The 23,490-nt window shown below is 24.8% G+C and carries 22 protein-coding genes and 4 tRNA genes; 10 read left to right on the plus strand and 16 right to left on the minus strand.

What is annotated here, in order from left to right; translation table 11 throughout:
• Positions 1 to 49 precede the first annotated feature (49 nt).
• A complete protein-coding gene (locus D9V71_RS03110) occupies positions 50 to 1,156 on the minus strand; it encodes a hypothetical protein (protein ID WP_167553847.1) in 1,107 nt (368 codons plus the stop codon).
• Positions 1,149 to 1,553, minus strand: coding sequence for a hypothetical protein (locus D9V71_RS03205; protein ID WP_158340882.1), 405 nt, complete (start codon positions 1,551 to 1,553; stop codon positions 1,149 to 1,151). Before D9V71_RS03205 ends, D9V71_RS03110 begins: the two co-directional genes overlap by 8 nt.
• Before the next feature lie 151 nt (positions 1,554 to 1,704).
• Between D9V71_RS03205 and D9V71_RS02990 the strand changes: the two genes are divergently transcribed.
• Positions 1,705 to 2,445 (plus strand): class I SAM-dependent methyltransferase, encoded by a 741-nt coding sequence (locus D9V71_RS02990; protein ID WP_158340883.1) that lies wholly within the window; start codon positions 1,705 to 1,707, stop codon positions 2,443 to 2,445.
• Between the two features lie 78 nt (positions 2,446 to 2,523).
• On the opposite strand, the gene D9V71_RS02995 is transcribed toward D9V71_RS02990, so the two are convergent.
• From D9V71_RS02995 to dapF, 3 genes are all read right to left on the minus strand, one after another.
• The gene (locus D9V71_RS02995; RefSeq protein ID WP_158340884.1) at positions 2,524 to 3,996 is read right to left on the minus strand and encodes an inorganic phosphate transporter; all 1,473 of its coding nucleotides are present in this window, start codon (positions 3,994 to 3,996) and stop codon (positions 2,524 to 2,526) included.
• 128 nt (positions 3,997 to 4,124) lie between these two features.
• On the minus strand, positions 4,125 to 5,342 hold the full coding sequence (locus D9V71_RS03000) for an MFS transporter (protein WP_158340885.1): 1,218 nt from the start codon (positions 5,340 to 5,342) through the stop codon (positions 4,125 to 4,127).
• Between the two features lie 35 nt (positions 5,343 to 5,377).
• On the minus strand, positions 5,378 to 6,232 hold the full coding sequence (gene dapF, locus D9V71_RS03005; RefSeq protein ID WP_158340886.1) for a diaminopimelate epimerase: 855 nt from the start codon (positions 6,230 to 6,232) through the stop codon (positions 5,378 to 5,380).
• 185 nt (positions 6,233 to 6,417) lie between these two features.
• On the opposite strand from dapF, the gene cyaY reads away from it, so the two are divergent.
• The 4 genes from cyaY (at position 6,418) to D9V71_RS03190 (ending at position 8,566) form a co-directional block, all read left to right on the plus strand.
• Positions 6,418 to 6,765 (plus strand): iron donor protein CyaY, encoded by a 348-nt coding sequence (gene cyaY, locus D9V71_RS03010; RefSeq protein ID WP_158340887.1) that lies wholly within the window; start codon positions 6,418 to 6,420, stop codon positions 6,763 to 6,765.
• Positions 6,766 to 6,867: 102 nt separating this feature from the next.
• On the plus strand, positions 6,868 to 7,812 hold the full coding sequence (gene hemC, locus D9V71_RS03015) for a hydroxymethylbilane synthase (protein WP_158340889.1): 945 nt from the start codon (positions 6,868 to 6,870) through the stop codon (positions 7,810 to 7,812).
• Positions 7,809 to 8,156 (plus strand): uroporphyrinogen-III synthase, encoded by a 348-nt coding sequence (locus D9V71_RS03185; protein WP_158340891.1) that lies wholly within the window; start codon positions 7,809 to 7,811, stop codon positions 8,154 to 8,156. The genes hemC and D9V71_RS03185 overlap by 4 nt, the downstream gene beginning before the upstream one ends.
• Before the next feature lie 20 nt (positions 8,157 to 8,176).
• A complete protein-coding gene (locus D9V71_RS03190; RefSeq protein WP_280094075.1) occupies positions 8,177 to 8,566 on the plus strand; it encodes a uroporphyrinogen-III synthase in 390 nt (129 codons plus the stop codon).
• Between the two features lie 5 nt (positions 8,567 to 8,571).
• Here D9V71_RS03190 and D9V71_RS03030 read toward each other — a convergent pair.
• The 9 genes from D9V71_RS03030 to D9V71_RS03070 form a co-directional block, all read right to left on the minus strand.
• Positions 8,572 to 8,648 (minus strand) — tRNA-Pro (locus D9V71_RS03030).
• A gap of 54 nt (positions 8,649 to 8,702) precedes the next feature.
• A tRNA-His gene (locus D9V71_RS03035) sits at positions 8,703 to 8,778 on the minus strand.
• Between the two features lie 34 nt (positions 8,779 to 8,812).
• A tRNA-Arg gene (locus D9V71_RS03040) sits at positions 8,813 to 8,886 on the minus strand.
• 101 nt (positions 8,887 to 8,987) lie between these two features.
• Positions 8,988 to 10,247, minus strand: a complete 1,260-nt coding sequence (gene rho / locus D9V71_RS03045) for a transcription termination factor Rho (protein WP_158338928.1) — start codon at positions 10,245 to 10,247, stop codon at positions 8,988 to 8,990.
• A gap of 127 nt (positions 10,248 to 10,374) precedes the next feature.
• Positions 10,375 to 10,701, minus strand: coding sequence for a thioredoxin TrxA (gene trxA / locus D9V71_RS03050; RefSeq protein WP_158340893.1), 327 nt, complete (start codon positions 10,699 to 10,701; stop codon positions 10,375 to 10,377).
• A gap of 138 nt (positions 10,702 to 10,839) precedes the next feature.
• The gene (gene rep / locus D9V71_RS03055) at positions 10,840 to 12,852 is read right to left on the minus strand and encodes a DNA helicase Rep (protein ID WP_158340895.1); all 2,013 of its coding nucleotides are present in this window, start codon (positions 12,850 to 12,852) and stop codon (positions 10,840 to 10,842) included.
• Positions 12,853 to 12,920: 68 nt separating this feature from the next.
• The gene (ilvC, locus tag D9V71_RS03060) at positions 12,921 to 14,393 is read right to left on the minus strand and encodes a ketol-acid reductoisomerase (RefSeq protein ID WP_158340897.1); all 1,473 of its coding nucleotides are present in this window, start codon (positions 14,391 to 14,393) and stop codon (positions 12,921 to 12,923) included.
• Positions 14,394 to 14,447: 54 nt separating this feature from the next.
• On the minus strand, positions 14,448 to 16,301 hold the full coding sequence (gene ilvD / locus D9V71_RS03065; protein ID WP_158340899.1) for a dihydroxy-acid dehydratase: 1,854 nt from the start codon (positions 16,299 to 16,301) through the stop codon (positions 14,448 to 14,450).
• A 249-nt stretch (positions 16,302 to 16,550) separates the two neighbouring features.
• A tRNA-Trp gene (locus tag D9V71_RS03070) sits at positions 16,551 to 16,627 on the minus strand.
• Between the two features lie 169 nt (positions 16,628 to 16,796).
• On the opposite strand from D9V71_RS03070, the gene D9V71_RS03075 reads away from it, so the two are divergent.
• The 5 genes from D9V71_RS03075 (at position 16,797) to fdx (ending at position 21,224) form a co-directional block, all read left to right on the plus strand.
• Complete coding sequence (locus D9V71_RS03075) at positions 16,797 to 18,011, plus strand: IscS subfamily cysteine desulfurase (RefSeq protein ID WP_158340901.1); 1,215 nt, start codon at positions 16,797 to 16,799, stop codon at positions 18,009 to 18,011.
• Between the two features lie 29 nt (positions 18,012 to 18,040).
• Positions 18,041 to 18,427, plus strand: coding sequence for a Fe-S cluster assembly scaffold IscU (gene iscU, locus D9V71_RS03080; RefSeq protein ID WP_158340902.1), 387 nt, complete (start codon positions 18,041 to 18,043; stop codon positions 18,425 to 18,427).
• 90 nt (positions 18,428 to 18,517) lie between these two features.
• The gene (gene hscB / locus D9V71_RS03085; RefSeq protein WP_158340904.1) at positions 18,518 to 19,042 is read left to right on the plus strand and encodes a Fe-S protein assembly co-chaperone HscB; all 525 of its coding nucleotides are present in this window, start codon (positions 18,518 to 18,520) and stop codon (positions 19,040 to 19,042) included.
• 11 nt (positions 19,043 to 19,053) lie between these two features.
• The gene (gene hscA, locus D9V71_RS03090) at positions 19,054 to 20,889 is read left to right on the plus strand and encodes a Fe-S protein assembly chaperone HscA (protein WP_158340906.1); all 1,836 of its coding nucleotides are present in this window, start codon (positions 19,054 to 19,056) and stop codon (positions 20,887 to 20,889) included.
• Positions 20,889 to 21,224 (plus strand): ISC system 2Fe-2S type ferredoxin, encoded by a 336-nt coding sequence (gene fdx, locus D9V71_RS03095; RefSeq protein WP_158340908.1) that lies wholly within the window; start codon positions 20,889 to 20,891, stop codon positions 21,222 to 21,224. The genes hscA and fdx overlap by 1 nt, the downstream gene beginning before the upstream one ends.
• Here the strand turns inward: fdx and der are convergent.
• Positions 21,221 to 22,582, minus strand: a complete 1,362-nt coding sequence (gene der / locus D9V71_RS03100) for a ribosome biogenesis GTPase Der (protein WP_158340909.1) — start codon at positions 22,580 to 22,582, stop codon at positions 21,221 to 21,223. The two genes, fdx and der, sit on opposite strands and share 4 nt — an antisense overlap.
• Positions 22,583 to 22,679: 97 nt before the next feature.
• Complete coding sequence (locus D9V71_RS03105) at positions 22,680 to 23,255, minus strand: YfgM family protein (protein WP_158340911.1); 576 nt, start codon at positions 23,253 to 23,255, stop codon at positions 22,680 to 22,682.
• Positions 23,256 to 23,490: the final 235 nt, after the last annotated feature.

A 23,490-nucleotide genomic window follows, 5' to 3' on the forward strand; every position in this document is an offset into this window, starting at 1 on the left:
AGTAGGGTATATAGTCTACCCTACTAATAAATTAAAAGTTTAAAAATATTTATTTTACAAAATGCGAATATTTCATTATCGGTGAATTATTTGGAGGAAAAATTATAGTTGCACGTATTCCAAAAGATCTATATTTTTGAACATAATTATTATCATTATTTGCATCTAAATCAGATAAATTAGTAGCAACTAGTTTAATTGAACCGTCATTTAGAAAGTCTACTTTATAAATGTTTCTTGAATTTTTCACTTGATATTGATCAATCTCTGGATGTTCAGAAATTAACTGAAGATAAGATTGATATAAAAATTTTTGATTTGCATATGTGGAAATTAATTTTTGAGATTCAACGTTTGGTATTATTTTCTTAAAATTTTCTAGCATTTTTTGTCGATTGTTAATAGGAATAAAATCGTTGTTTATAATAAAAAAAAATGGATTGGAATCAGCCATAAATTTTCGATCTAAATTATTAGATAATTTTAAAGATTCATAGTTTTTTTGAAAATTTTTAATTGTAAATCGAATATTGTGAAATGAGTTTAATTGATCTGAAACTATCCATTGATTATTACTAATAAAATCACTATAATAAGCTTCCTGAATGCTTTTATTCATTCTTGTTTTAAAACTTTGATCTGTTTTTAATATATCTTTTCTTCCTTCTAAATCAAAATTTTCATCTAATCTTTTAAAAGGATAAAAATCATTTTCATTCTTAGGTTTGGGTGTTGGAGTCAAAAGATCAGGAAATGAACTTTGATATTCAGGATGAAGTGGATTACCATTCAATTTGTTAACAATTTTTATTTTTCCTTGATATCTAATTTTTTCAATGATAGCTCTAATATAAACTTTTGAAGATTCAATAATTCTTTGAAGCTGTTCAATACGTTCAGATAAAGAAGTAACGGATTCTGATTTTGAATTTGATTTTAAATTTTTATCGTCTGGTAAAAAAAACATTTTTTTAAATGTTGTACCATTAAATAAATTTATAGTTTCTGTTTTAACAGTTTCATAAGTTTTTACGACTGTATTTTTTATTGTTTCAAGAACATTTTCCGCTATTTCTAAAATATCAAAATCTAGGAATTTTTTATTAGATGATTCTGTTTTGTTTTTGAAAAAATTTGCGGGAGATTCTTCAAGAATTTTTTTTTATGAGTATATTTTGATTTTTTTCATCATCACTTTTTTTAATAATTATGTTATTGTCTTTTTCTTTATTCTCTTCTATATCATAATTCTCTTCTATATCATAATTCTCTTCTATATCATATTTTTCAAGAATAGTTTTTTCGATTTTTTTTTGCATTATATCCAATAAAATTAAGGAATTTTTATATGAATTTTCTAAATTTGTTAAGTGTGTTTTATTTTCAAGATTATTTAATTTTTCAGAATTTTTATCATCAAAATTAGTTTTTTGAAATTTATCAATATTTTTTTTGTTATTTAATGTTTTTTTTATAGTGTCTTCATAAATACCTATTTTATTTGAATATCTTTTGTTTACTATATCTATATTAAATAAAAAATTAGATGACATAATGTTTTTGCCTTTTTAAAGAATTATTTTTAATATACTTTAAATGTGTTCCTTAAAATTTAAAATATATGAAAAAATTATTAATCTATATTCTAATTATTTTTCTTTAAAAGTCAATTATTAATTTTAGAAAATAAAAAAGATAGAAAACATGAAAATATACTTAAAACTCAACCATTATAATAAAAGAATATACAGTTTAATTAATTCACTTAAATTAAAACATGATGAAAATTGTTCTATGGGTTTAATAATAAATCATGACTCATTAGAGTTGTATAACCGTGAAAATTTTAATCAAAAATCTATAAAAGTTGATTTTACTTCAAAAAAAAATAATTATCGATGTTTTCATTTTAGAAAAAAAAATGAAGTTTTATTTAAAGTTGCAGGGATAAAAAATTCTTATTTTCCTTCTATATTAGATGCAACTGCAGGTTTAGGTAATGATTCCTTCATATTTTCTTTTTTAGGATGTCAAGTTCTTATGATAGAACGTCATCCAATAGTTGCTGCTTTATTAAAAGATGGTTTACAAAGAGGATATCAAGATAAAAAAATAGGTCATTGGCTAAAAAAAAGATTACATTTGGTAGTAAACGATAGTTCTAATATGTTAGAAATGCCTATTTCAAGACCAGATATAATTTATTTAGATCCTATGTATCCATCTCATAATAAAAAATCCTTACCTAAAAAAAAAATGCAACTTATTAGAAAATTAATAGGATATAATTATGATTCTGAAATATTGTTAAATATTTCTAGAAAATTAGCAAAAAATAGAATTATTGTAAAACGTCCTTATTATGCAAAGCCTTTATCTAAAGACAAGGTAAATTTTACTATTACTACAAAAAAACATCGTTTTGATATATATCAACCTTTTTAAATATAACAGGAGTACATATATTTCGCACGTACTCCTATTAAATTAATAAATATTATGAATATATTAAAAATCAATTTTTTATATTATAAATAATGTAATCCAATATAAAAATCCAGACAATAAAATTGAAACAGGAAGAGTTAACACCCATGCTAAAGCGATGTTTTTTATGGTTTTTATTTGAATTCCATCACCATCAATTAACATTGTACCTGCTACAGAAGATGAAAGAATGTGCGTAGTAGAAACAGGTATACCTGTATAACTTGCTATTCCAATAGAAAAAGAAGCTGTTATTTGTGCTGACATAGCTTGTGCATATGTCATTCTTTTTTTTCCTATTTTTTCACCAATAGTAATAACTATACGTTTCCAACCTATCATTGTTCCTATTGATAAAGATAAAGCAACAATTAATATAATCCACATCGGTGCATATTCGATTGTTTTAAGTATCATTTTTTTACTTGTTATTAAAAAATATTTATCTTTTGCATTAATATTAGAAGAATTGACTGTTTTATCAATGAAATCAGAAATAGATAGTAAAAAATGCCGTAATTGAAATCTTTTCTTAATATTTAACACATTATAGTCAGATATGTTTTCTAATAATAATTTAGTATTTTGAATATTTTTTATAACATCATAAAATTGATAATTTACAACTGAATTATTTATTACATTTTTATTTTTTATAATATTTGATTTGTGAATGGTTTTTTCTAAATAATATTCTTCTAAATTATTTAATGTGTCTTTTGTATATTTTATTTCATATTTATTAGCATTTAAATTTACTAAAAAAGAACCAGGTAAAATACCTATAAGTACAAGCATTATTAATCCAATACCTTTTTGTCCATCATTTGCACCATGAGCATAACTAACTCCAATAGATGATAAAATTAAAGCTATTCTAATTAAAAATGGCGGTGTTTTTTTACCATCTATTTTTTCACGTTCTAATGGTGTCATGTGAATACGATAAAAATTTTTATTATTATTTAAATAATAGCGTAGTAAAAAAATCAAACTTCCAGCTACTATCAATCCAATAATAGGAGAAAAAATAAGAGATAAAAAAACACTAGTCATTTTAGGAATATTAAGTGCATTTACTAAAGATGAACCTGTAACTATTGCATTTGTTAAACCTATTCCAATAATTGCACCAATCAAAGAATGCGAACTTGATGCAGGTAAACAAAAATACCATGTAGATAAATTCCAAAGTATAGCTGCTAGTAACATTGAAAAAACCATAGCAAGAGCGTTTTTTGAGGTAGTATTTAATAATAAATCGTTTGGTAATAAATGAACAATTGCATAAGCAACAGTTAAACCTCCTAGTAAAACACCTAAAAAATTAAATATACCAGACATTATAACTGCAATATTTGCAGACATTGCTCGAGTATATATTAAAGTTGATACTGCATTTGCTGTATCATGAAAGCCATTGATAGCTTCATAAAATAAAACAAAGAATAAAGCTAAAAAAACCAATAAACTATGATTCAAATCAGAATAAGAAAATAAATCTAGCATAATCTTTAAGCCATTTTGATGAATTGAACTAAGTTTATTATCTGTGAGAAACTATGTCTGAGGAAAGTAAAATATATTTTTTATTTTATAAAATATTTTATATAACATAAAAAAATATTAAATTTTTTTTAAAAATTTTTTTTCTTTAATTTAAAAGATAAAAAAACACCAAAAAATAATGTTATTATTATAAAAATAGAAATTCCAGGCCATTTCATATGAAACCAAAAAAACCCACCAAATGTACCAAATACACTAGAACCTAGATAATAAAAAAATAGATATAAAGATGTAGCTTGAATTTTAGCAACATGGGTATATGAACCAACCCAGCTACTAGCAGTAGAATGAGATGCAAAAAAACCGCCAGAAAATATTATCAAACCTAAAATTACTATTAATAATTGATTATATTGTGTAATAAAAACACCTATTATCATTAAAAGTAATGATGCGATAAGAATATTATTACGATGATACTTGTTAATTAAGATGCCAGCTTTAGGAGAACTGTATACTCCAGTTAAATAAATAATAGATATTAATCCTATGCTTGATTGACAAAGAAAAAATGGTGCTAACATCAAACGATAACCAATATAATTAAAAATAGTAACAAAACTGCCCATCAGTATAAAACCTATAATGAAAAGAATAAATAATGCTGGGTTTTTTATTTGCAAATAAAAACGATTTAAAAATTTATAAAAATTAATAGAAATGGATAAAAAATTTTTAGAAGGAGGTAAAAAATACAAAAAAAAACAAGATGCTATGAAAGCAAATAAACCGATTATCATCAGTGAAACATTCCAAGAAAATTTTTCCGCTAAAATACTACTTAAAAACCTTCCTGAAAAGCCACCTATAGTATTTCCACTAATATATAATCCCATACAAAAAGACAAAGAATCAGGATGTATTTCTTCACTAATATATGTCATAGCAACAGCAACAACACCGCTTAAGGCTAATCCAGTTAATGATCGTAATAGCACAATACTAGTCCAGCTAGTCATCATTGAACATATTATAGTTAATATTGCAGCTATAAATAAACAAGCAGACATAATTGATTTTCTACCAATAATATCAGATAACGGTCCAGTAAAAAGCATGCCTAAAGCCATTGTTACAGTTGCAGCAGAAAGAGATAAACTACTTTCTGCAGGAGTTAAATAAAATTGTTTAGAAAATATTGGTAAAATTGATTGCACACAATATAGAATAGAAAAAGTAGCAAAACCACCGGAAAAAAGAGCTAAAATAACTTGATTAAATTTTTTTGTATTTTTTTTTATATATTGTTTCTCTAATAATTTTTTTTTATTATTTAATGAAATCAAAATATCTAGCCTCTTTTTTAAGTAAAAAATAGTTTTTATATATATATATAACCGTCATACACATGTTTAGCAGGTCCTATCATATAAAGCGGGGTTCCAAAACCCTTCCACATTATAATTAGTTTCCCACCTAATAGTTCAACTTCAACAACATTAGAAAGTAATTTTTGTGCTATGCCTATTGCAACTGCAGCACAAGCAGCACTTCCACAAGCTTGTGTTTCACCTACATCACGTTCGTACACTCTTAATTTAATATTTTTTTTATTTATAATTTCCATAAAACTTACGTTTATTCCTTTAGGAAATATTGAATTTTTTCCTATACGTTTACCAATGATATTTACAGGTGCATGTTTGATACATTGTACTTTAATAATACAATGAGGATTGCCAATAGACACTAAACTACAAATTAAATTTTCATTAAAAAGTTTTATTGAGAAATTTTTATATAAAATATTTTTTGATAAAAACAAATTATGAAATTTAAAATCAGGTTCATTCATATTTACTTTAATCATATTTTTAGGTAGAAATTCGATAATTAAATGTCTTTTTTTGGTGCTAACTGAGATTTTATTTTTATTAGTTAAGCCGTTTAACAATAAAAAAAGACCAAAACATCGAGCGCCATTTCCACATTGTTCAACTTCATTCCCATTAGCATTAAAAATTCTATAGTTGAAATCAACTAAAGAACTTTTTGATTTTTCTACAAGTAATAATTGATCAAAACCAATTCCAGTATATCGATTAGATAATTTTTTTATTGTAAATGATGATAAAATAAAATTTTCTTTAATACAATTAATAACCATAAAATCATTGCCTAATCCATGCATTTTAGAAAAGTTTATTTTTTTTTTATTTTTATAGTATAAATCCATTTTTTCCTCTAATAATTATTTTTATATTTTTAATATCTTTATTTATTTATCATAAATAATATTTTAATACTGTTATATGATATTTTAATTTTATTAAAAAAGTAAGATGGCGTTTATTTATATAAATTTGATTATTTTTATTTTTTATAATTTGTTATAATTAAAATTAAATTAAGGATTATTTTATGAAAAAAAAAATAAGTTCTAAAAAAGAGAATAACAATTTTTATGTATTAGTAAATAATTTGTTTTCAAAAATAGAAGACAGTTTAGATTTACATGATCAAATTGATTTTGATTATGAAATTCAAGATTATGTCATAACTATTACTTTTGAAAATAAAAGTTTAATTATAATTAATAAACAAGAACCATTAAAACAAATTTGGCTAGCTACAAAGGTAAATGGACATCATTTTAATTATAAAAATAATGAATGGATCTGTAATCGTAGTAATAAAAATTTTTGGGAAATATTTGAAAATGCATGTTCTATTCAATCAAATAATGATTTCATTTTTTGTAAAAAATAATATATGTTGAATATAAAAAAATGATAATATTTTTTAAATAAAAAAAATATTTTTATTGTACAAAATTATAAAAAATGTATCTATATTAATATGAATCCTGATATGCACAATAAAACATTAAGAATTGCTACTAGAAGAAGTCCTTTAGCCTTAGAGCAAACTAAATATGTTCAAAAAAAAATACTATCTTTATATCCTGATTTAAATATCAAATTAATTCCTATTGTTACTCATGGAGATAATATCTTGAATAAATCTCTTTCAAAAATTGGCGGAAAGGGATTATTTATTAAAGAATTAGAACGTGCTTTACTTGAAAATAAAGCAGACATTGCAATTCATTCTATGAAAGATCTTCCGGTAAACATTACAAAAGAATTATGTTTAGTTAGTATATGTAAAAGAGGAAATGCTTTAGACTCATTAATATCTAATAATTATCAATCCATAAATCACTTGCCTAAGGGTGCTATAATTGGCACATCTAGCTTAAGAAGACAGTGTCAATTAATTACTTATCGTCCAGATTTAATTATTTCTCCTTTAAGAGGTAATATAGAAACTAGAATAGCTAAATTAGATCAAGGTAAATATGATGCAATTATTCTTGCTACTGAAGGATTGAATAGATTAAGTTTAAAAAATAGAATCACTCAAATTATACCTGCAGAATTATCTCTACCATCATGTGGACAAGGTGCTATTGGCATTCAATCTAGAATACATGATAAAAAAGTTTTATTCTTTTTATCTCGTCTTAATCACAAAAATACTTTCATTGAAATAAATGCAGAAAGAGCTTTTTGCAGAAAATTAGAATCGGGATGTCAGATTCCAATTGGAAGTTATGCTATTTTAAAAAAAAATAAGATTTGGTTAAGAGGATTAGTAGGTTCGCCTAATGGTAAAATAATATTAAAAGGAGAAAGAATAGGTTGCTATAATACAGGAGAAAAAATGGGATACTCACTTGCTGATGAATTACTTAGTAATGGAGCTAAAAATATTTTAAATAATCTTCATATTAAACAATCTTATTATATATGAAAATATTAGTTGTGCGCCCTTCTCCTTCAGGAGAAGAATTAGCAAAGCACTTAAATAAAATTGGTATACCTTCTTGGCATTTTTCTTTATTTGATTTTTATCCAAGTACTAGCCCAATAAGTTTATCAAAAAAAATTAATGAATTATATGAATCAAAAATTATTGTTATTTTTTCTAAAAAATCTATTTTTTATACTAATTTATATTTAAAAAATAATAATTTAAAATGGCCTTTTCATGTAAAATATTATGCTATTGGAAAAAGTACTGCTTTTTTTCTTAAAAAATATATTAAAAAAAAATTACTTTTCCTCCAAAAAAAGAAAACAGTGAAGGTTTACTAAAGATATTATATAGAGATAAAATAAAAAATAATAAAATTGTTTTATTACAAGGAGAAAATGGTCGAAAATTAATAGAAAAAAAATTAAAAAAAGAAGGTTTTAAAATTTGTTTAATTGAATGTTATAAAAGAGTTTTTAAAGTTTTAGATAGTAATATAGAAGTAAAAAAATGGCGTTTTTATAAAATAAACACTTTATTAATAACGAGTAGTGAAGCTTTATATCAAATAAAAAATATTATTTCTAATACTAATCAGAATCAATGGTTATTTAAATGTAAAGTTTTTGTTGTAGGCAGACGATTATTACAGATAGCAAAAAAATTAGGATGGAAGGATATCATAGTTTTAAACTATGCTAATAATGAATATTTTCTTGAAAAAATTAAAAAAATAAATGTTACAACATAGTCTTTTGGTCGGCGAAAGAGGATTTGAACCTCTGACCTACTGGTCCCAAACCAGTTGCGCTACCAAGCTGCGCTATTCGCCGTTTTTAAAATAATAATAAGCAGTTTTAATAATATCTATTGTACATCATATTATTTGGGGTGGCTAATGGGATTTGAACCCATGACCACTGGAATCACAATCCAGCACTCTACCAACTGAGCTATAGCCACCAATCTAAAAAACTTTCTCTATAAAAAGGAAAAGTGCGCTCGACAGGATTTGAACCTGATACCTCTACCTTCGGAGGGTAGCGCTCTATCCAAATGAGCTACGAGCGCATTAATATAAAAACAAGTTAGATTTTAAAAGTAATAATCTTGATTGTCCAGCTTTTTTTAAAAAAATTTACATTTAATAAATATTAAAAATATTTTTAAGTTTATGAACGTTTCATCATGTCAAAAAATTCATCATTTGTTTTAGTCATAGAGAGTTTGTTAAGTAAGAACTCCATTGCATCTATTTCACTCATAGGATGAATAATTTTTCTTAGAATCCACATTTTTTGGAGTTCATCTGGCAAAGTTAATAACTCTTCTTTTCTAGTTCCTGATCGATTGTAATCAATAGCTGGAAAAACACGTTTTTCTGCAATTTTTCTAGATAACGGAAGTTCCATATTACCTGTTCCTTTAAACTCTTCGTAAATTACTTCATCCATTTTAGAACCAGTATCTACTAGTGCAGTCGCAATAATTGTTAAACTTCCTCCTTCTTCTACATTGCGTGCAGCACCAAAAAATCTTTTAGGTCTATGTAAAGCATTAGCATCAACTCCTCCTGTTAGGACTTTTCCAGATGCCGGCACTACTGTATTATAAGCTCTTGCCAAACGAGTAATAGAATCAAGTAAAATAATTACGTCTTTTTTATGTTCAACTAGTCTTTTAGCTTTTTCAATAACCATTTCGGCAACTTGAACATGTCTTGATGCAGGTTCATCAAAAGTAGAAGCAACTACTTCTCCTTTGACTAGTCTTTGCATTTCAGTTACTTCTTCTGGTCTTTCATCAATCAACAATACCATTAAAACGCAATCTGGATGATTATAAGCAATGCTTTGTGCTATATTTTGAAGTAATATTGTTTTTCCGGCTTTTGGAGGTGCTACAATTAATCCTCTTTGTCCCCGTCCGATAGGTGATGCTAAATCTAATACCCTTGCTGTTAAATCTTCAGTGGATCCATTCCCACGTTCCATTCGTAATCTAGAGTTAGCATGCAATGGTGTTAGATTTTCAAATAATATTTTACTTCTTGCGTTTTCAGGTTTATCATAATTGACTTCATTTACTTTAAGTAGAGCAAAATATCTTTCACCTTCTTTAGGTGGTCTAATTTTTCCAGCGATAGTATCACCTGTACGTAAATTAAATCTACGAATTTGACTTGGTGAAACATAAATATCATCAGGACCAGCTAAATAAGAGCTATCTGCAGAACGTAGAAAACCAAATCCATCTTGTAATATTTCTAAAACACCGTCTCCAAATATATCTTCTCCACTTTTTGCATGTTGTTTAAGGATGGCAAAAATAATATCTTGTTTACGCATACGCGCTAAATTTTCCAACCCCATTTTTTCACCAAGAGTAATTAGTTCAGAAACTGGCATATTTTTAAGTGCGGTAAGGTTCATAATGGTGGGTTCTTAGTAAAATCGGGGTATATCTCGAAATAAAAATTATGACATAATTTTAAAATTTACTAATAAATTTTAAATAGAATTAAATTTTTAATGTGTTTAATTAACTATTTTAATAATTTTAGCTAATGTGTTCATCTAAAAATTCTTTCAGTTGTAGTTTAGATATTGCTCCAACTTTAGTAGCAAGAACTTCACTATTATGAAACAATAATAACGTAGGAATACTTCTGATAGAATATACTGGTGCAGTATTGGGATTTTCTTCAATATTTAATTTTCCAATAATAATTTTATTAGAATATTCTTTTGATATTTCTTCTAAAATAGGTGCTAAAATTTTACAAGGATTACACCATTGAGCCCAAAAATCAACTAAAACAAAACTTTTTGAGTTTAAAACTTCTTCTTTAAAATTTTGATCGGTTAGTTTAACTATTTTATTCATTTTGATATGTTTACTCAGTCGTAAGAAATTTTAAATAAATAAAATTTAAATTTTTATAATTTAAAAGTATATAATATGATAATATCATTTTTAATAATTTTTTAAAACTAAATTTAAAAAATTTTATTTAAAATTGTTCTATTTTTTTTTTAATATTTTTTTTAAATTAGATATTTTTAATTTAATTTGTTCTATTTTTTTGATGGATTGATTTGAAAAAATATTTTTATCCCATTGCAAATCTTCTTGAGGTAATTCAAATAAAAACCTACTAGGTAGCATATCTAATATTTGTCCATATTGATTCCGTTTACCACAATAAGTAAAAAATAACTGTTTTTTTGCTCGAGTTATTCCTACATAAGTTAATCTTCTTTCTTCTTCTATATTATTGTTATCAATGCTTTTTTGAGTAGGCAAGATTCCCTCGCACATACCAATTATAAATACTGAAGAAAATTCTAATCCTTTAGAAGCATGTAAAGTCATTAATTGTACTCGATCCTGTTGTTCTTCTCTTATATTTTTTTCTGGAATGTCACGAATTGTCATTCGTGTGACAATTTGTGACAAAGTCATTGGTTGTTCAAAATTATCTCCTTTAAGCATATTTTTAAACCATTTTGATAAAGTATAAATGTTATTTATACTGTTTTTAATTTTATTGGATTCTTTCAAAATTTTAGATAACCATATTTCGTATTTAATATCATCGATAATATAATCTAAAATATTATGCGGTTGTGAATAAGATAGTTTGGAAAACTCTTCTATTTTAAAAATAAATTTTTTTATTCTATTGACAGTTTTTTCTTTTAAAAAATTTTTTATTAATATATCATTACTTGCTTGAAAAAGACTTTTATTTGTTTTTTTTGCCCATTCTTCTAATTTTTTTAATGTAATTTTTCCTATTTGACGAGAAGGAATATTAATAATTCTCAGGAATGCATGATTATCATCTGGATTAATAACAATACGAAGATAACTTAACAAATCTTTAATTTCAGGGTGAGAAAAAAATGATGATTTTTCCGAAATGTTATACGGTATATTTTCTTTTATTAAAGCTTTCTCAAGAATTCGAGATTGATAATTACCACGGTATAAAATAGCATAATCTTGATATTTTATTTTTTTTTTAGAATGTTGAGAAATAATTTTTTTAACTATTTTTTCAGCTTCATTTTCTTCATTTTTACCTATTAGAACTTTTATAATTTTTCCATATTTAAGTTTGGAGAATAACTTTTTTTCTAAAAAATGCATATTATTAGCAATAAGAATATTAGCAGCTTTTAATATTCTACCTGAAGATCGATAATTATGTTCCATTGTTATAACCTTTAAACTAGGAAAATCTTTTTTTAATAAAAAGATATTTTGAGGATTCGCTCCTCTCCATGAATAAATCGATTGATCATCATCTCCAACTAATGTAAAACTAGAATTAGTATTAGTAAGCATTTTAATAAATTCATATTGACTATTATTTGTGTCTTGATATTCATCTACTAACAAATAAGAAATTTTTTTTTGCCAACGTACTTTTATTTTTTTGTTATTTTTTAATAACAATGTTGGTATACAAATTAAATCATCAAAATCTAATATATTAGCTCGATAAAGATAACTATTATATTGTTCATAAATATATGCAAAATCCTTTTCTTCACTAGATTTTGCCAACAATTGAACTTGTAAAGGAGTAAGAAATTTATTCTTCCAATAAGAAATCATAAAATTTAATTTTTTTAATGATTGAATATTATTGTATATTTCTTTTTTACATATTTTTTTTAATAAGCTCACTTGATCTTTTTCATCTAATAGAGTGAAATTATAATTAAATCCTAATTCATCAATTTCTCTCTTAATGATATCTAATCCCAATGAATGAAAAGTTGAAATAGTGATTTTTTTTATTTTTGAGATATTTAAGCATTGTGATAAGCGCATTCTCATTTCATAAGCAGCTTTATTGGTAAAAGTTACTGCTGCAATATTATCGGGTTCATATTCACATTTATTAATTAAATAAATGATTTTATTGATAATAACTTTTGTTTTTCCAGAACCAGCCCCTGCTAATATCAGACAGGGACCATTAGTAAATTCAATAGCATTTTTTTGAGCAAGATTTAGAGACATAAAATATTAATATTTAATTGATAGATGACATTGTTGAATTGATAAATAAAAATTATGTATTTTAATTTTTATCTTGCAACTTTAATAGATTTCATTTCACTCATATAACTTCTTAGTTTACGTCCAATAATTTCTATTGAATGATTTTGAATCTTTTGATTTATTTTATATAACTCAATATTATCTATTGGTTGATTAGGTAGTGAACAACCAAGATCATTTTTTTCAAGAGTTAACATGAATTTCTGTAAAATAGGATATGCTGCTTCAGAAAAAAGATAACTACCATATTCAGCAGTATCTGAAATAACTTTGTTCATTTCATATAATTTTTTTCTTGCAATAGTATTCGCAATTAATGGTAATTCATGTAATGATTCATAGTAAGCTGATTCTTCTATAATACCTGTTTGGATCATTTTTTCAAAAGATAATTCAATACCGGCTTTTAATATTGCAATCATTAATATACCATGATCATAGTATTCTTGTTCTGGTATTTTTTCTTGATAAAAAGGAGCTTTTTCAAAATCTGTATTTTTTGTATTATATCGCCAATTTAATAATTTTTTATCTCCATTCGCCCAATCTTTCATCATTTCAGTAGAAAATTCACCTGAAATAATATTATCCATATGTTTTTGAAATAATGGTGATAATATTTTCTTAATTTTCTTAGAAAGTTTATAAGCTCTTATTTTTGATGAATTAGATAATCGGTCCATCATTAAAGTAATACCACCATGTTTAAGAGATTCTGTAATAGTTTCCCATCCATACTGTATTAATTTTGAAGCATATGCTGAATCATAGTTTTCTTTAATTAATTTTTCATAACATAATAATGAAGCAGTTTGAAGCATTCCACATAAAATTGTTTGTTCACCCATTAAATCTGACTTTACTTCGGCTACAAATGATGATTCAAGTACACCTGCACGATGTCCTCCAATAGAAAAAGCCCATGCTTTTGCAATTTCTAATCCTATTTTATTGATATCATTTTCATAATGAACTGCAATCAATGTAGGAACTCCAAATCCTCGTTTATATTCTTCTCGTACTTCTGTTCCAGGACATTTTGGAGCAACCATAATAACAGTGATATCTTTTCTTATTATTTCTCCAAATTCTACAATGTTAAAACCATGTGAATAACCTAAACAAGAATTTTTTTTCATTAATTTTTGTAATTTTTTTATAACATCATGATGTTGTTTATCAGGCGTTAAATTAATTACTAAATCGGCATTTGGTATTAGTGATTCATAATTGTCTACATTGAAATTATTTTCAATAGCGTTAATCCAAGATTGATTTTTTTCTAAAATACTATTTTTTTTTAATGCATAAGAAACATTTAGTCCTGCATCTCTCATGTTTAATCCTTGATTTAAACCTTGAGCACCACAACCAATAATAACTATATTTTTATTTTTTAAAATATCATTTTTTTTGTTAAATTCTTTTTTTTTCATAAAACGACATTTATTTATTTGATTGATTTTTTGACTAAAATTCAATGTATTAAAATAATTCATGTGGTAAAGATTCCTTTATCTTAAAAATATATTTTTTAGTTTAAAACTAATTCTTTAAATATTAGATATTTTTTTATTATCTCTAACCGCTCCTTTATCAGCACTAGTACAAAAGAAAGCATACGTTTTTAAAGCAGAAGAAACATATCTTTTACGATTATGAGGTTTATAAGCTAAAGATCCTTTTGATTCTTCTTCAAGAACACGATTAGATAGTTCTTTATCTGTGATATCCAAGTGAATAATTCTTTGTGGAATATTGATATCAATAATATCATTATTTTTTACTAAAGCAATTATACCTTTGTTTGCGGCTTCAGGTGAAATATGTCCTATAGAAATACCTGATGTCCCTCCTGAAAATCTACCATCAGTAATTAATGCACACGTTTTATCTAAACGCATAGATTTTAAATATGTAGTTGGATATAACATTTCTTGCATTCCTGGTCCCCCTTTCGGACCTTCATAACGAATAACAATAATATTACCTGGTTTTATTTTTCCATGTAAAATAGCATTTACTGCTTCTTCTTGACTTTCATATACTTTTGCAATTCCAGAAAAAATATAGTTTTCTTTATCTATTCCTGCGGTTTTTATTATACAACCATTTTTTGCTAAATTTCCATATAAAACAGCTAATCCTCCATCTTGACTATAAGCATATTTACAAGAACGAATACAACCTTTTTTACGATCATTGTCTAATGTTTTCCATCTGAAATCTTGAGAATATGGTTTTGTTGTACGAATCCCACCGGGTCCTGCTTGAAACATATTAATTATATCGAGATTTTTTGTCGATAAAATATCATATTTATTTAATGTTTCTTCTAAATTAAGTTGCAATATATTTCTTGTATTTTTATGCAATAAATTAAAACGATTTAATTCACCTAAAATACCCATAACACCACCTGCGCGATGAACATCTTCTACGTGATATCGTGAAGTACTCGGTGAAACTTTGCAAATATGGGGTATTTTTTTAGACAGTTCATTAATATCAGACATTTTGAAATCAACTTTTGCCTCTTGAGCTGCTGCTAATAAATGTAAAATAGTATTAGTTGAACCTCCCATTGCAATATCTAATATCATTGCATTTTCAAAAGATTCTTTATTAGCAATATTTCTTGGTAAAACATTTTTATTGTTTTTTTTATAATATTCTTCAGTAATTTTAATTATAGTTTTAGCTGATTTTATAAATAAATTTTTACGATCGATATGGGTTGCTAATAAAGTGCCATTTCCAGGCAAAGATAAACCCATTACTTCTGTTAAGCAATTCATGGAATTAGCTGTAAACATACCTGAACAAGAACCACATGTAGGACAAGCGGATAGTTCAATATTTTTAAGAAAATCATCTGATTTATTAGTTTCTCCTCCGTGAATAATAGCATCAACTAAATCAATTTTTATTGTTTTATTGTTTTTTTGTATTTTACCTGCTTCCATTGGACCACCAGAAATAAAAACTGAAGGTATATTTAAACGTAAAGTTGCCATAAGCATACCTGGAGTTATTTTGTCACAATTTGAAATACAAATCATTGCGTCGGCACAATGTGCATTAATTACATATTCTATAGAATCAGAAATTAATTCACGTGATGGTAAAGAATATAACATTCCTGAATGTCCCATAGCTATTCCATCATCTATCGCAATAGTATTAAATTCTTTTGCAACACCACCTGATTTTTGAATTTCTTTAGAAATAATTTTTCCAACTTCATTTAAGTGAATGTGTCCTGGAACAAATTGAGAATAAGAGTTAACTACTGCAATAATTGGTTTTTTAAAATCTTCATCAGTCATACCTGTAGCACGCCATAATGATCTTGCTCCAGACATATTTCTACCTTGAGTAGTTGTAAAAGAACGATATTTAGGCATTTTAGATGACTCCAAAGATAAAAATTTTTAAAAATTCTTTCTTACCATATAAATTAATTTATAAAACTTTTTATTAATAAGTTTTACTTGAAAAAAATTTTTTATTGGAAATATATATTTAGAAATTTTTTAAGAAAAAGCAGGAATTATATATTTATATAATAGTGATATTTAGTGATATTGATTTATTTTTTAATAATTTGAATAAATTTAAAAGTAATTATTAAAAAATTTTCAATTAGTGAATTTTGGCAGGGGTGGAAGGATTTGAACCTACAACTTTCGGTTTTGGAGACCGATGCTCTACCAAATTGAACTACACCCCTAATAATTATAAATTATTGTTAAATATATTATATTCTTAATAGAAATAAAAGTCCAGTATGTATTTTACATATTTTAAAAAAATTAAATTTTAGTAATTTTTAGATTTAAAATTTTATTAAAATGATAGAATATATTTTCTATAATGTCATTTAAAGGTAAAAATTTATTATGAAAACTCCTATTTATTTAGATTATGCGGCAACTACTCCTGTAGAGTTTGAAGTTGCAAAGAAAATGATGAATTATTTAACAATTGATGGAGTTTTTGGGAATTCTGCATCACGTTCTCATAAATTTGGTTGGAATGCAGAAGAAGTAGTTGATATCGCACGCAATCAAATATCTGATTTAATTGGAGCAGACTCTCGTGAAATTGTTTTTACTTCCGGTGCCACTGAAGCTAATAATTTGGCTATAAAAGGAATAGCTTTTTTCCACCAAAATAAAGGTAAACATATTATTACTAGTAAAACAGAACACAAATCTGTTTTAGATACCTGTAGATATTTAGAAAGTAAAGGGTTTATTCTGACTTATCTCACTCCTAAAAATAATGGTATTATTGACTTAAATGATTTAAAAAAAAATATAAAAAAAGATACTATACTTATTTCAATTATGCATGTAAATAATGAAATTGGTATTATACAAGATATTAATAGTATATCAAAAATTTGCCGAAATAATGGAATTTTTTTTCATGTAGATGCAACTCAAAGTGTAGGAAAAATACCTATTGATTTAAAAAAATTATCTATAGATTTAATGTCTTTTTCCGCTCATAAAGTTTATGGCCCAAAGGGAATTGGTGCTCTTTATGTTCGTCGCAAACCACGTGTTCGATTATTATCTTTAATACATGGAGGAGGTCACGAAAGAGGTATGCGTTCAGGAACACTACCGGTTCATCAAATTGTAGGAATGGGTGAATCATTTATGCTGGCCAAAAAGAAAATACATGATGATTTTATTCATTTAACAAAATTAAGAAATTTTCTGTGGAATGGTATTAAAAATATTGAAGAAGTATATTTAAATAGTGATTTACAACAAGGTGTACCTCATATATTAAATGTTAGTTTTAATTATGTTGAAGGTGAATCGTTAATTATGGCTCTTAAAGATTTAGCTATTTCTTCTGGTTCTGCTTGTACTTCTGCTAGTTTAGAACCTTCTTATGTTCTAAAAGCTTTAGGTATAAAAGATGAATTAGCTCATAGTTCTATTCGTTTTTCAATTGGTAGATTTACTACAGAAGAAGAAATTACACACACAATAAAACTAATTCATCAGTCTATTAATAGATTACGTGAACTTTCTCCTTTATGGGAAATGTTTAAATCAGGAGTTGATTTAAATAGTATAGAATGGGATCATAGTTAAAAACTATAATTAATATAAGGTAATTTAAAATGGCTTATAGTAAAAAAGTGATGGATCATTATGAAAATCCACGAAATGTTGGATCTTTTTCTAATTCCGATCTTAATGTAGGAAGTGGATTAGTAGGTGCACCTGCTTGTGGCGATGTGATGAAATTACAAATAAAAGTTAATGAGAAAGGTATTATTGAAGATGCATGTTTTAAAACATATGGTTGTGGTTCTGCTATAGCATCAAGCTCGTTAGTTACTGAATGGGTTAAAGGTAAATCGATAACAGAAGCAGAATCAATTAGAAACACCACTATAGTAGAAGAATTGGATCTTCCTCCCGTAAAGATTCATTGTTCTATTTTAGCAGAAGATGCTATTAAAGCGGCTATAGCTGATTATAAAAGCAAAAAACATTTAAATTAGTTCTATAATTGTTTAGTGTTGAAAGAATATTTTCTTTCAACATGTTATTTTTTTTATATTTTATGCTGTTAAATTTGATATAGGTGATTTATGAATTATTTTTCATTATTTAAAGTGCCAAAAAATTTTAAAATTGATGAAAAGTTACTTTCTGAAAATTTTTATAAGTTACAATTAAAATTTCATCCTGATTTGTTTATGAATGATTCTGAAGCTAAAAAAAAAATAATTTTAGAAAAATCAATACAAATTAATAAAGGTTATGAAACTTTAAAAAATTTTCTAAGTAGAGCAATATATTTTCTTTTTTTAAATGGTTTTAAAATAAAAAAAGAAACTATTTTATTAGAAAATAATAATTTTTTAATGAAATATTTTTCTTTATATGAAGAATTAGATGAATTAAAAAAAAATAATTTTAATAAACAACATTTAGATAATTTTATAGAAAAAATAGAAAAAAGAATTATGAACTGTGAAAACAAAATTGAAATAAAATTTGAGAAAAAAAAATATGAAGAAGTTATTCAAATAATTGCAAAATTGCTTTTTTTTAAAAAAATACAAGATAATTTAAAAAAAGAATATAATATGTTTTTAAGACGAACAAATTAGGATAATTTTACATGATTTTTTTTAAAAAAAAACATAATAAAAAATTATTTTTAGGTATTGATCTTGGGACTACTTATTCTCTAGCTGCTACAGTTAGAAAAGATAATATAATTTTATTATTAGATAAAAAAAAACGTTATTTATTACCATCAATTGTTCAATATAAACAAAATAGCATATCAGTAGGTTGGGAAGCTTTAGAAAATGTTGTTAAAGATCCTTCTAATACAATTACTTCTGTAAAACGTTTATTAGGTCGTTCTCTTGATTTTATTAAAAATAAATTTCCAGTCCTTCCATATATCATTGAAAAAGATCAGAATGAAGATATATTTTTTCATACAAATGCAGGTTATATTACCCCTATTGATGTTTCTAGTGAGATATTAAAACATTTAAAGAAAAGAGCTGTTTTTTTATTTAATCAAGAAATAGATGCAAGTATTATCACAGTTCCAGCATATTTCAATGATCTCCAGAAAAAAGCAACTAAAAAAGCTGCTATTAAGTCTAAAATTAATCTTATAAGATTATTAAATGAACCTACTGCTGCTGCTGTAGCATACGGTTTACAAATAAAAAAAAGAGGCATTATCGTTATATATGATTTAGGTGGTGGAACCTTTGATGTTTCTATATTAAATTTAAATAACAAAGGCATATTTGAAGTATTAGCCACTAGTGGAGATTCTAATTTAGGTGGTGATGATTTTGATTATGCTCTGGCAAATTATATTTATAAAAAATCAAATTTATTAAATAGATGCAATGAATTTTTTCAAGCATCTTTACTTCAAATTGCAAAATCAATAAAGTTAAAATTAACAAAACATGAAATAGTTAAAATTCATTTTTTAAATTGGAAAGGTCATATTACTCTTGATGAATTTAATTCAATTATTATTAATTTTGTTAAAAAAACTTTATTAATTTGTGCGAATTTATTTGAAGAAATTAATTTATCAGTTAATAAGATTGAAGAAGTAATAATGGTAGGTGGTTCTACTCGTGTTCCGTTAGTTTATACAGAAGTTTCAAAATTTTTTAAAAAAATTCCATTAAATTCAATTAATCCTGATCAAGTTGTAGCAATAGGCGCAGCTATGCATATTAATATGCTTATGAATAATAATTGTGTTAAAAACAAAATAATATTGTTAGATGTAATACCGCTGTCATTAGGTATTGAAGTTATGGGTGGATTTGTCGAAAAAATTATTTTACGAAATACTTCACTTCCTATTTCAAAAACAAAAGAATTTACAACTTATAAGGATAATCAAACATCTATTCTTATACATGTTGTACAAGGTGAAAGAGAATCAGTAAAAAATTGTATTTCATTGTCTCGTTTTGTTTTAAGAGGTATTAAACCCCAAAAAGCTGGATTAGCTAGAATTTTAGTTACGTTTCAAGTTGATACAGATGGATTAATTAATATAAAAGTTTTAGATAGCTACAGTAATAAAGAAAAAAATATTAAAATTGATAATAATATTATTTTGAAAAATGTAAATGTTCCTGAAATATTAGAAGATTCTTTAAAATATTCAAAAGATGATTATTATTTTAGAGTAAAAGAAGAAAAAAAAATTGAATCTATTCGTATTTTAGAAATTTTAAACCAATCTTTAAAAAAAAATAAAGAATTAATTACTAAAGAAGAACTAAGAAAAATAAAATACATCCAAGAAAAATTGCAAAAATCTATTGAGAAAGATGATTTTTTTTCTATGAAAACTAATCTAAAAAAATTAGATGAAGTGAGTAAAAATTTTTTTTCATTACAACTTAAGAATGCTATTGATTCTTCTACTGTTAAAAATATTTTAAAAGAGAATATATAATGCCTAAAATTTTATTTTTACCTCATAAGATTATATTACCACAGGGTGGCGAATTTGAAGCAAAGCAAGGAGAAACAATATTAACTGTTGCATTACGAAATAATATTAAATTAGAACACGCATGTGAACAATCATGTGCTTGTAGTACTTGTCATTGTATTATAAGAAAAGGATTTTGTTCTCTTTCAGGATGGTCTGAAAAAGAAGATGATGTTTTAGATAAAGCTTGGGGTCTCGAATCTGAAAGTCGTTTGAGTTGCCAAGCTATTATTGGGGATATTGATATTACAGTAGAGATTCCTTTATATAATGTAAATTATACTACAGAATGTTAACTTTTATTTTTTATGTAGGGATTTACGTTATCTTTAAACTTTATTTGAATAGGTGTTCCTTTTATTTTAAGACAGTTATAAAAAAAGTTTGTTAAATATCGTTTATAAGGTAAAGATAAATATTTAACTTGATTACCATGTATAATAATTTTAGGTGGATTAGAACTACCTAAGTGTGCATATTTTAATTTTATTCGACGTCCCTTTATAATCGGTGGTTGATGTTTTTTAATTGCCATATGCATGGTTTTTGTAAGCATTGATGTACTGATCTTTCTTTTAGATTCTCTATAAGACTCATTGATTGATTTAAATAATTGAAATATTCCCTTTTTGTATAACGCAGATACCAAATGTATTCTTGAATAATAAAGAAATTTTAATTTGTTTTTAATTAGTTCTTTTATTTTCTTGAATTCTAAAGAATTTAATAAATCACATTTGTTTGCAACTATAACAATCCCCTTTCCAGAATTAATAATAAAATCAGCTAATGATAAATCTTGATGACATACTTGAATACTTGCATCTATTATTAATAATATCACATTAGATTTTTCAATAGTTTGTAACGTTTTTATTATTGAAAATTTTTCAAAATCATTAATATCTTTCTTTTTTTTAGCCGCTCCTGCAGTGTCAACTAGGGTATAATTTTCATAATTATATTTAATATTTGTTGATATACTGTCTAATGTTGTACCAGGAATATTGCATGTAATCATCCTTTCTTCTTTTAAAATTCCATTAATTAAAGTTGATTTTCCGACATTTGGTCGACCAATAAAGGCTACCTTTATTACTGATTTTTTTGGTTCTTCATTTTTATATGATTGATCTATTTTTTCTTTTTTAAAATTTATTTTTATCCAAGGAATTAAGTGTTTAGTAATAAGAGTATTTATTCCTTGATTATGACTAGCAGAAATTTTTTGTATTTTTTCAAATCCCAAAGAGTAGAATTCATTGAATGTAGAAGTGTGATTAATACCATCAATTTTATTAATAACTAGAATAGTTTTTTTTTGATAAATTCTTATTTTTTTAGAAATTTCATATTCTTGCAGCATTAATCCATCTTGAGCGTCTACTAGAAATAAAATTAAGTGAGATTCTCTTATAGCTATTAATGTTTGTTGATATGCTTTTTTTTCTATTTCGTTCGATTTGATATCTAGACCTGCTGTATCAATTAAAATTATTTTTTGATTTGTTTCTAATGTGCAGTATCCATATTGTCTATCTCTAGTAATTCCTGGATAATTAGCTACTAATGCATTTCTAGTTTTTGTTAAAACATTAAATAAAGTAGATTTTCCTACATTAGTACGGCCGATTAATACAATAATAGGTATCATTTTAAATATACACTCTTTTTTAATAATTTTGTATTATATAAATAAATTTTAATATTTTTATGTTTTGCATTTATTTTTTCATTTATTAAATTTATTTTTATTTTTTTAATTCATTGATTTTCATATTAATAATCTCTTTAGATGCATTAGAATCTTCAATTAAAAAACTTTTTTTCCAACATTTTAGCGCTTGTTTTTTATTATTTTTCATAGCAAAAATATCACCTTTCATATTCTCAATTATATTATCCCAATTATGGTTATTAATTGTTTCGAGAATATCTATTGCTTCCTTGTTTTTGTTTGTTTGAATTTGTATTTTTGCCATATTTAATTTTAAAATATTTTTTAAATTTTCTTCTTTTGTATACTTCAAACTGTTTTTTAACTGAATATATGCTTTATCGAAATTTTTATATAGCACATATTTTTTAGCTAGAGATAAAGCTGTTAAGGTTCCATAAATGTTGTTATTTTTAATAATAAAATTTTCTACTTCATGTAAAATTTTAACGTTTTTTTTATTTATTTTTTTTGTGATTTCTTCATATTTTAAAAGTTCTGAATTTTTTTTATTTATTACAAAAGGATATTTCCAATAAAATAAAATAAAGCTGATAATAAGAAAAAATAAAATAAGAAAACCAATCTTTTTTTTCGATATGCCAAACATTTTTTTCTCCATTAAATTTAAATGATTGTATTGTTAAATTTAATTTTTACCTAAAAAATATTTTTTTTTAATCATGAATGCAATAAGAACTTTTATAATCATGAATATTTAGTTTAATTTAGTCTAAAATAATAACATATAAAAAAGTTATCCGTATGAAAATCACTGATTGTACACAGTTAGTTAATAGAATAAGTTCTTGTATAATCAATACTACAGACTACTTATCCACAGA

The organism is Buchnera aphidicola (Macrosiphum euphorbiae), assembly GCF_005237295.1.
Lineage (GTDB): Bacteria > Pseudomonadota > Gammaproteobacteria > Enterobacterales > Enterobacteriaceae > Buchnera > Buchnera aphidicola_AP.

What these genes read in the sequence shown, in the direction of transcription:
- D9V71_RS03205 (WP_158340882.1), bottom strand. Translation starts at nt 1,553, where the DNA reads ATGTCATCTAATTTTTTATTTAATATAGATATAGTAAACAAAAGATAT.
- D9V71_RS02990 (WP_158340883.1), top strand. Translation starts at nt 1,705, where the DNA reads ATGAAAATATACTTAAAACTCAACCATTATAATAAAAGAATATACAGT.
- D9V71_RS02995 (WP_158340884.1), bottom strand. Translation starts at nt 3,996, where the DNA reads ATGCTAGATTTATTTTCTTATTCTGATTTGAATCATAGTTTATTGGTT.
- dapF (WP_158340886.1), bottom strand. Translation starts at nt 6,232, where the DNA reads ATGGATTTATACTATAAAAATAAAAAAAAAATAAACTTTTCTAAAATG.
- cyaY (WP_158340887.1), top strand. Translation starts at nt 6,418, where the DNA reads ATGAAAAAAAAAATAAGTTCTAAAAAAGAGAATAACAATTTTTATGTA.
- hemC (WP_158340889.1), top strand. Translation starts at nt 6,868, where the DNA reads ATGCACAATAAAACATTAAGAATTGCTACTAGAAGAAGTCCTTTAGCC.
- D9V71_RS03185 (WP_158340891.1), top strand. Translation starts at nt 7,809, where the DNA reads ATGAAAATATTAGTTGTGCGCCCTTCTCCTTCAGGAGAAGAATTAGCA.
- rho (WP_158338928.1), bottom strand. Translation starts at nt 10,247, where the DNA reads ATGAACCTTACCGCACTTAAAAATATGCCAGTTTCTGAACTAATTACT.
- trxA (WP_158340893.1), bottom strand. Translation starts at nt 10,701, where the DNA reads ATGAATAAAATAGTTAAACTAACCGATCAAAATTTTAAAGAAGAAGTT.
- rep (WP_158340895.1), bottom strand. Translation starts at nt 12,852, where the DNA reads ATGTCTCTAAATCTTGCTCAAAAAAATGCTATTGAATTTACTAATGGT.
- ilvC (WP_158340897.1), bottom strand. Translation starts at nt 14,393, where the DNA reads ATGAATTATTTTAATACATTGAATTTTAGTCAAAAAATCAATCAAATA.
- ilvD (WP_158340899.1), bottom strand. Translation starts at nt 16,301, where the DNA reads ATGCCTAAATATCGTTCTTTTACAACTACTCAAGGTAGAAATATGTCT.
- D9V71_RS03075 (WP_158340901.1), top strand. Translation starts at nt 16,797, where the DNA reads ATGAAAACTCCTATTTATTTAGATTATGCGGCAACTACTCCTGTAGAG.
- iscU (WP_158340902.1), top strand. Translation starts at nt 18,041, where the DNA reads ATGGCTTATAGTAAAAAAGTGATGGATCATTATGAAAATCCACGAAAT.
- hscB (WP_158340904.1), top strand. Translation starts at nt 18,518, where the DNA reads ATGAATTATTTTTCATTATTTAAAGTGCCAAAAAATTTTAAAATTGAT.
- hscA (WP_158340906.1), top strand. Translation starts at nt 19,054, where the DNA reads ATGATTTTTTTTAAAAAAAAACATAATAAAAAATTATTTTTAGGTATT.
- fdx (WP_158340908.1), top strand. Translation starts at nt 20,889, where the DNA reads ATGCCTAAAATTTTATTTTTACCTCATAAGATTATATTACCACAGGGT.
- der (WP_158340909.1), bottom strand. Translation starts at nt 22,582, where the DNA reads ATGATACCTATTATTGTATTAATCGGCCGTACTAATGTAGGAAAATCT.
- D9V71_RS03105 (WP_158340911.1), bottom strand. Translation starts at nt 23,255, where the DNA reads ATGTTTGGCATATCGAAAAAAAAGATTGGTTTTCTTATTTTATTTTTT.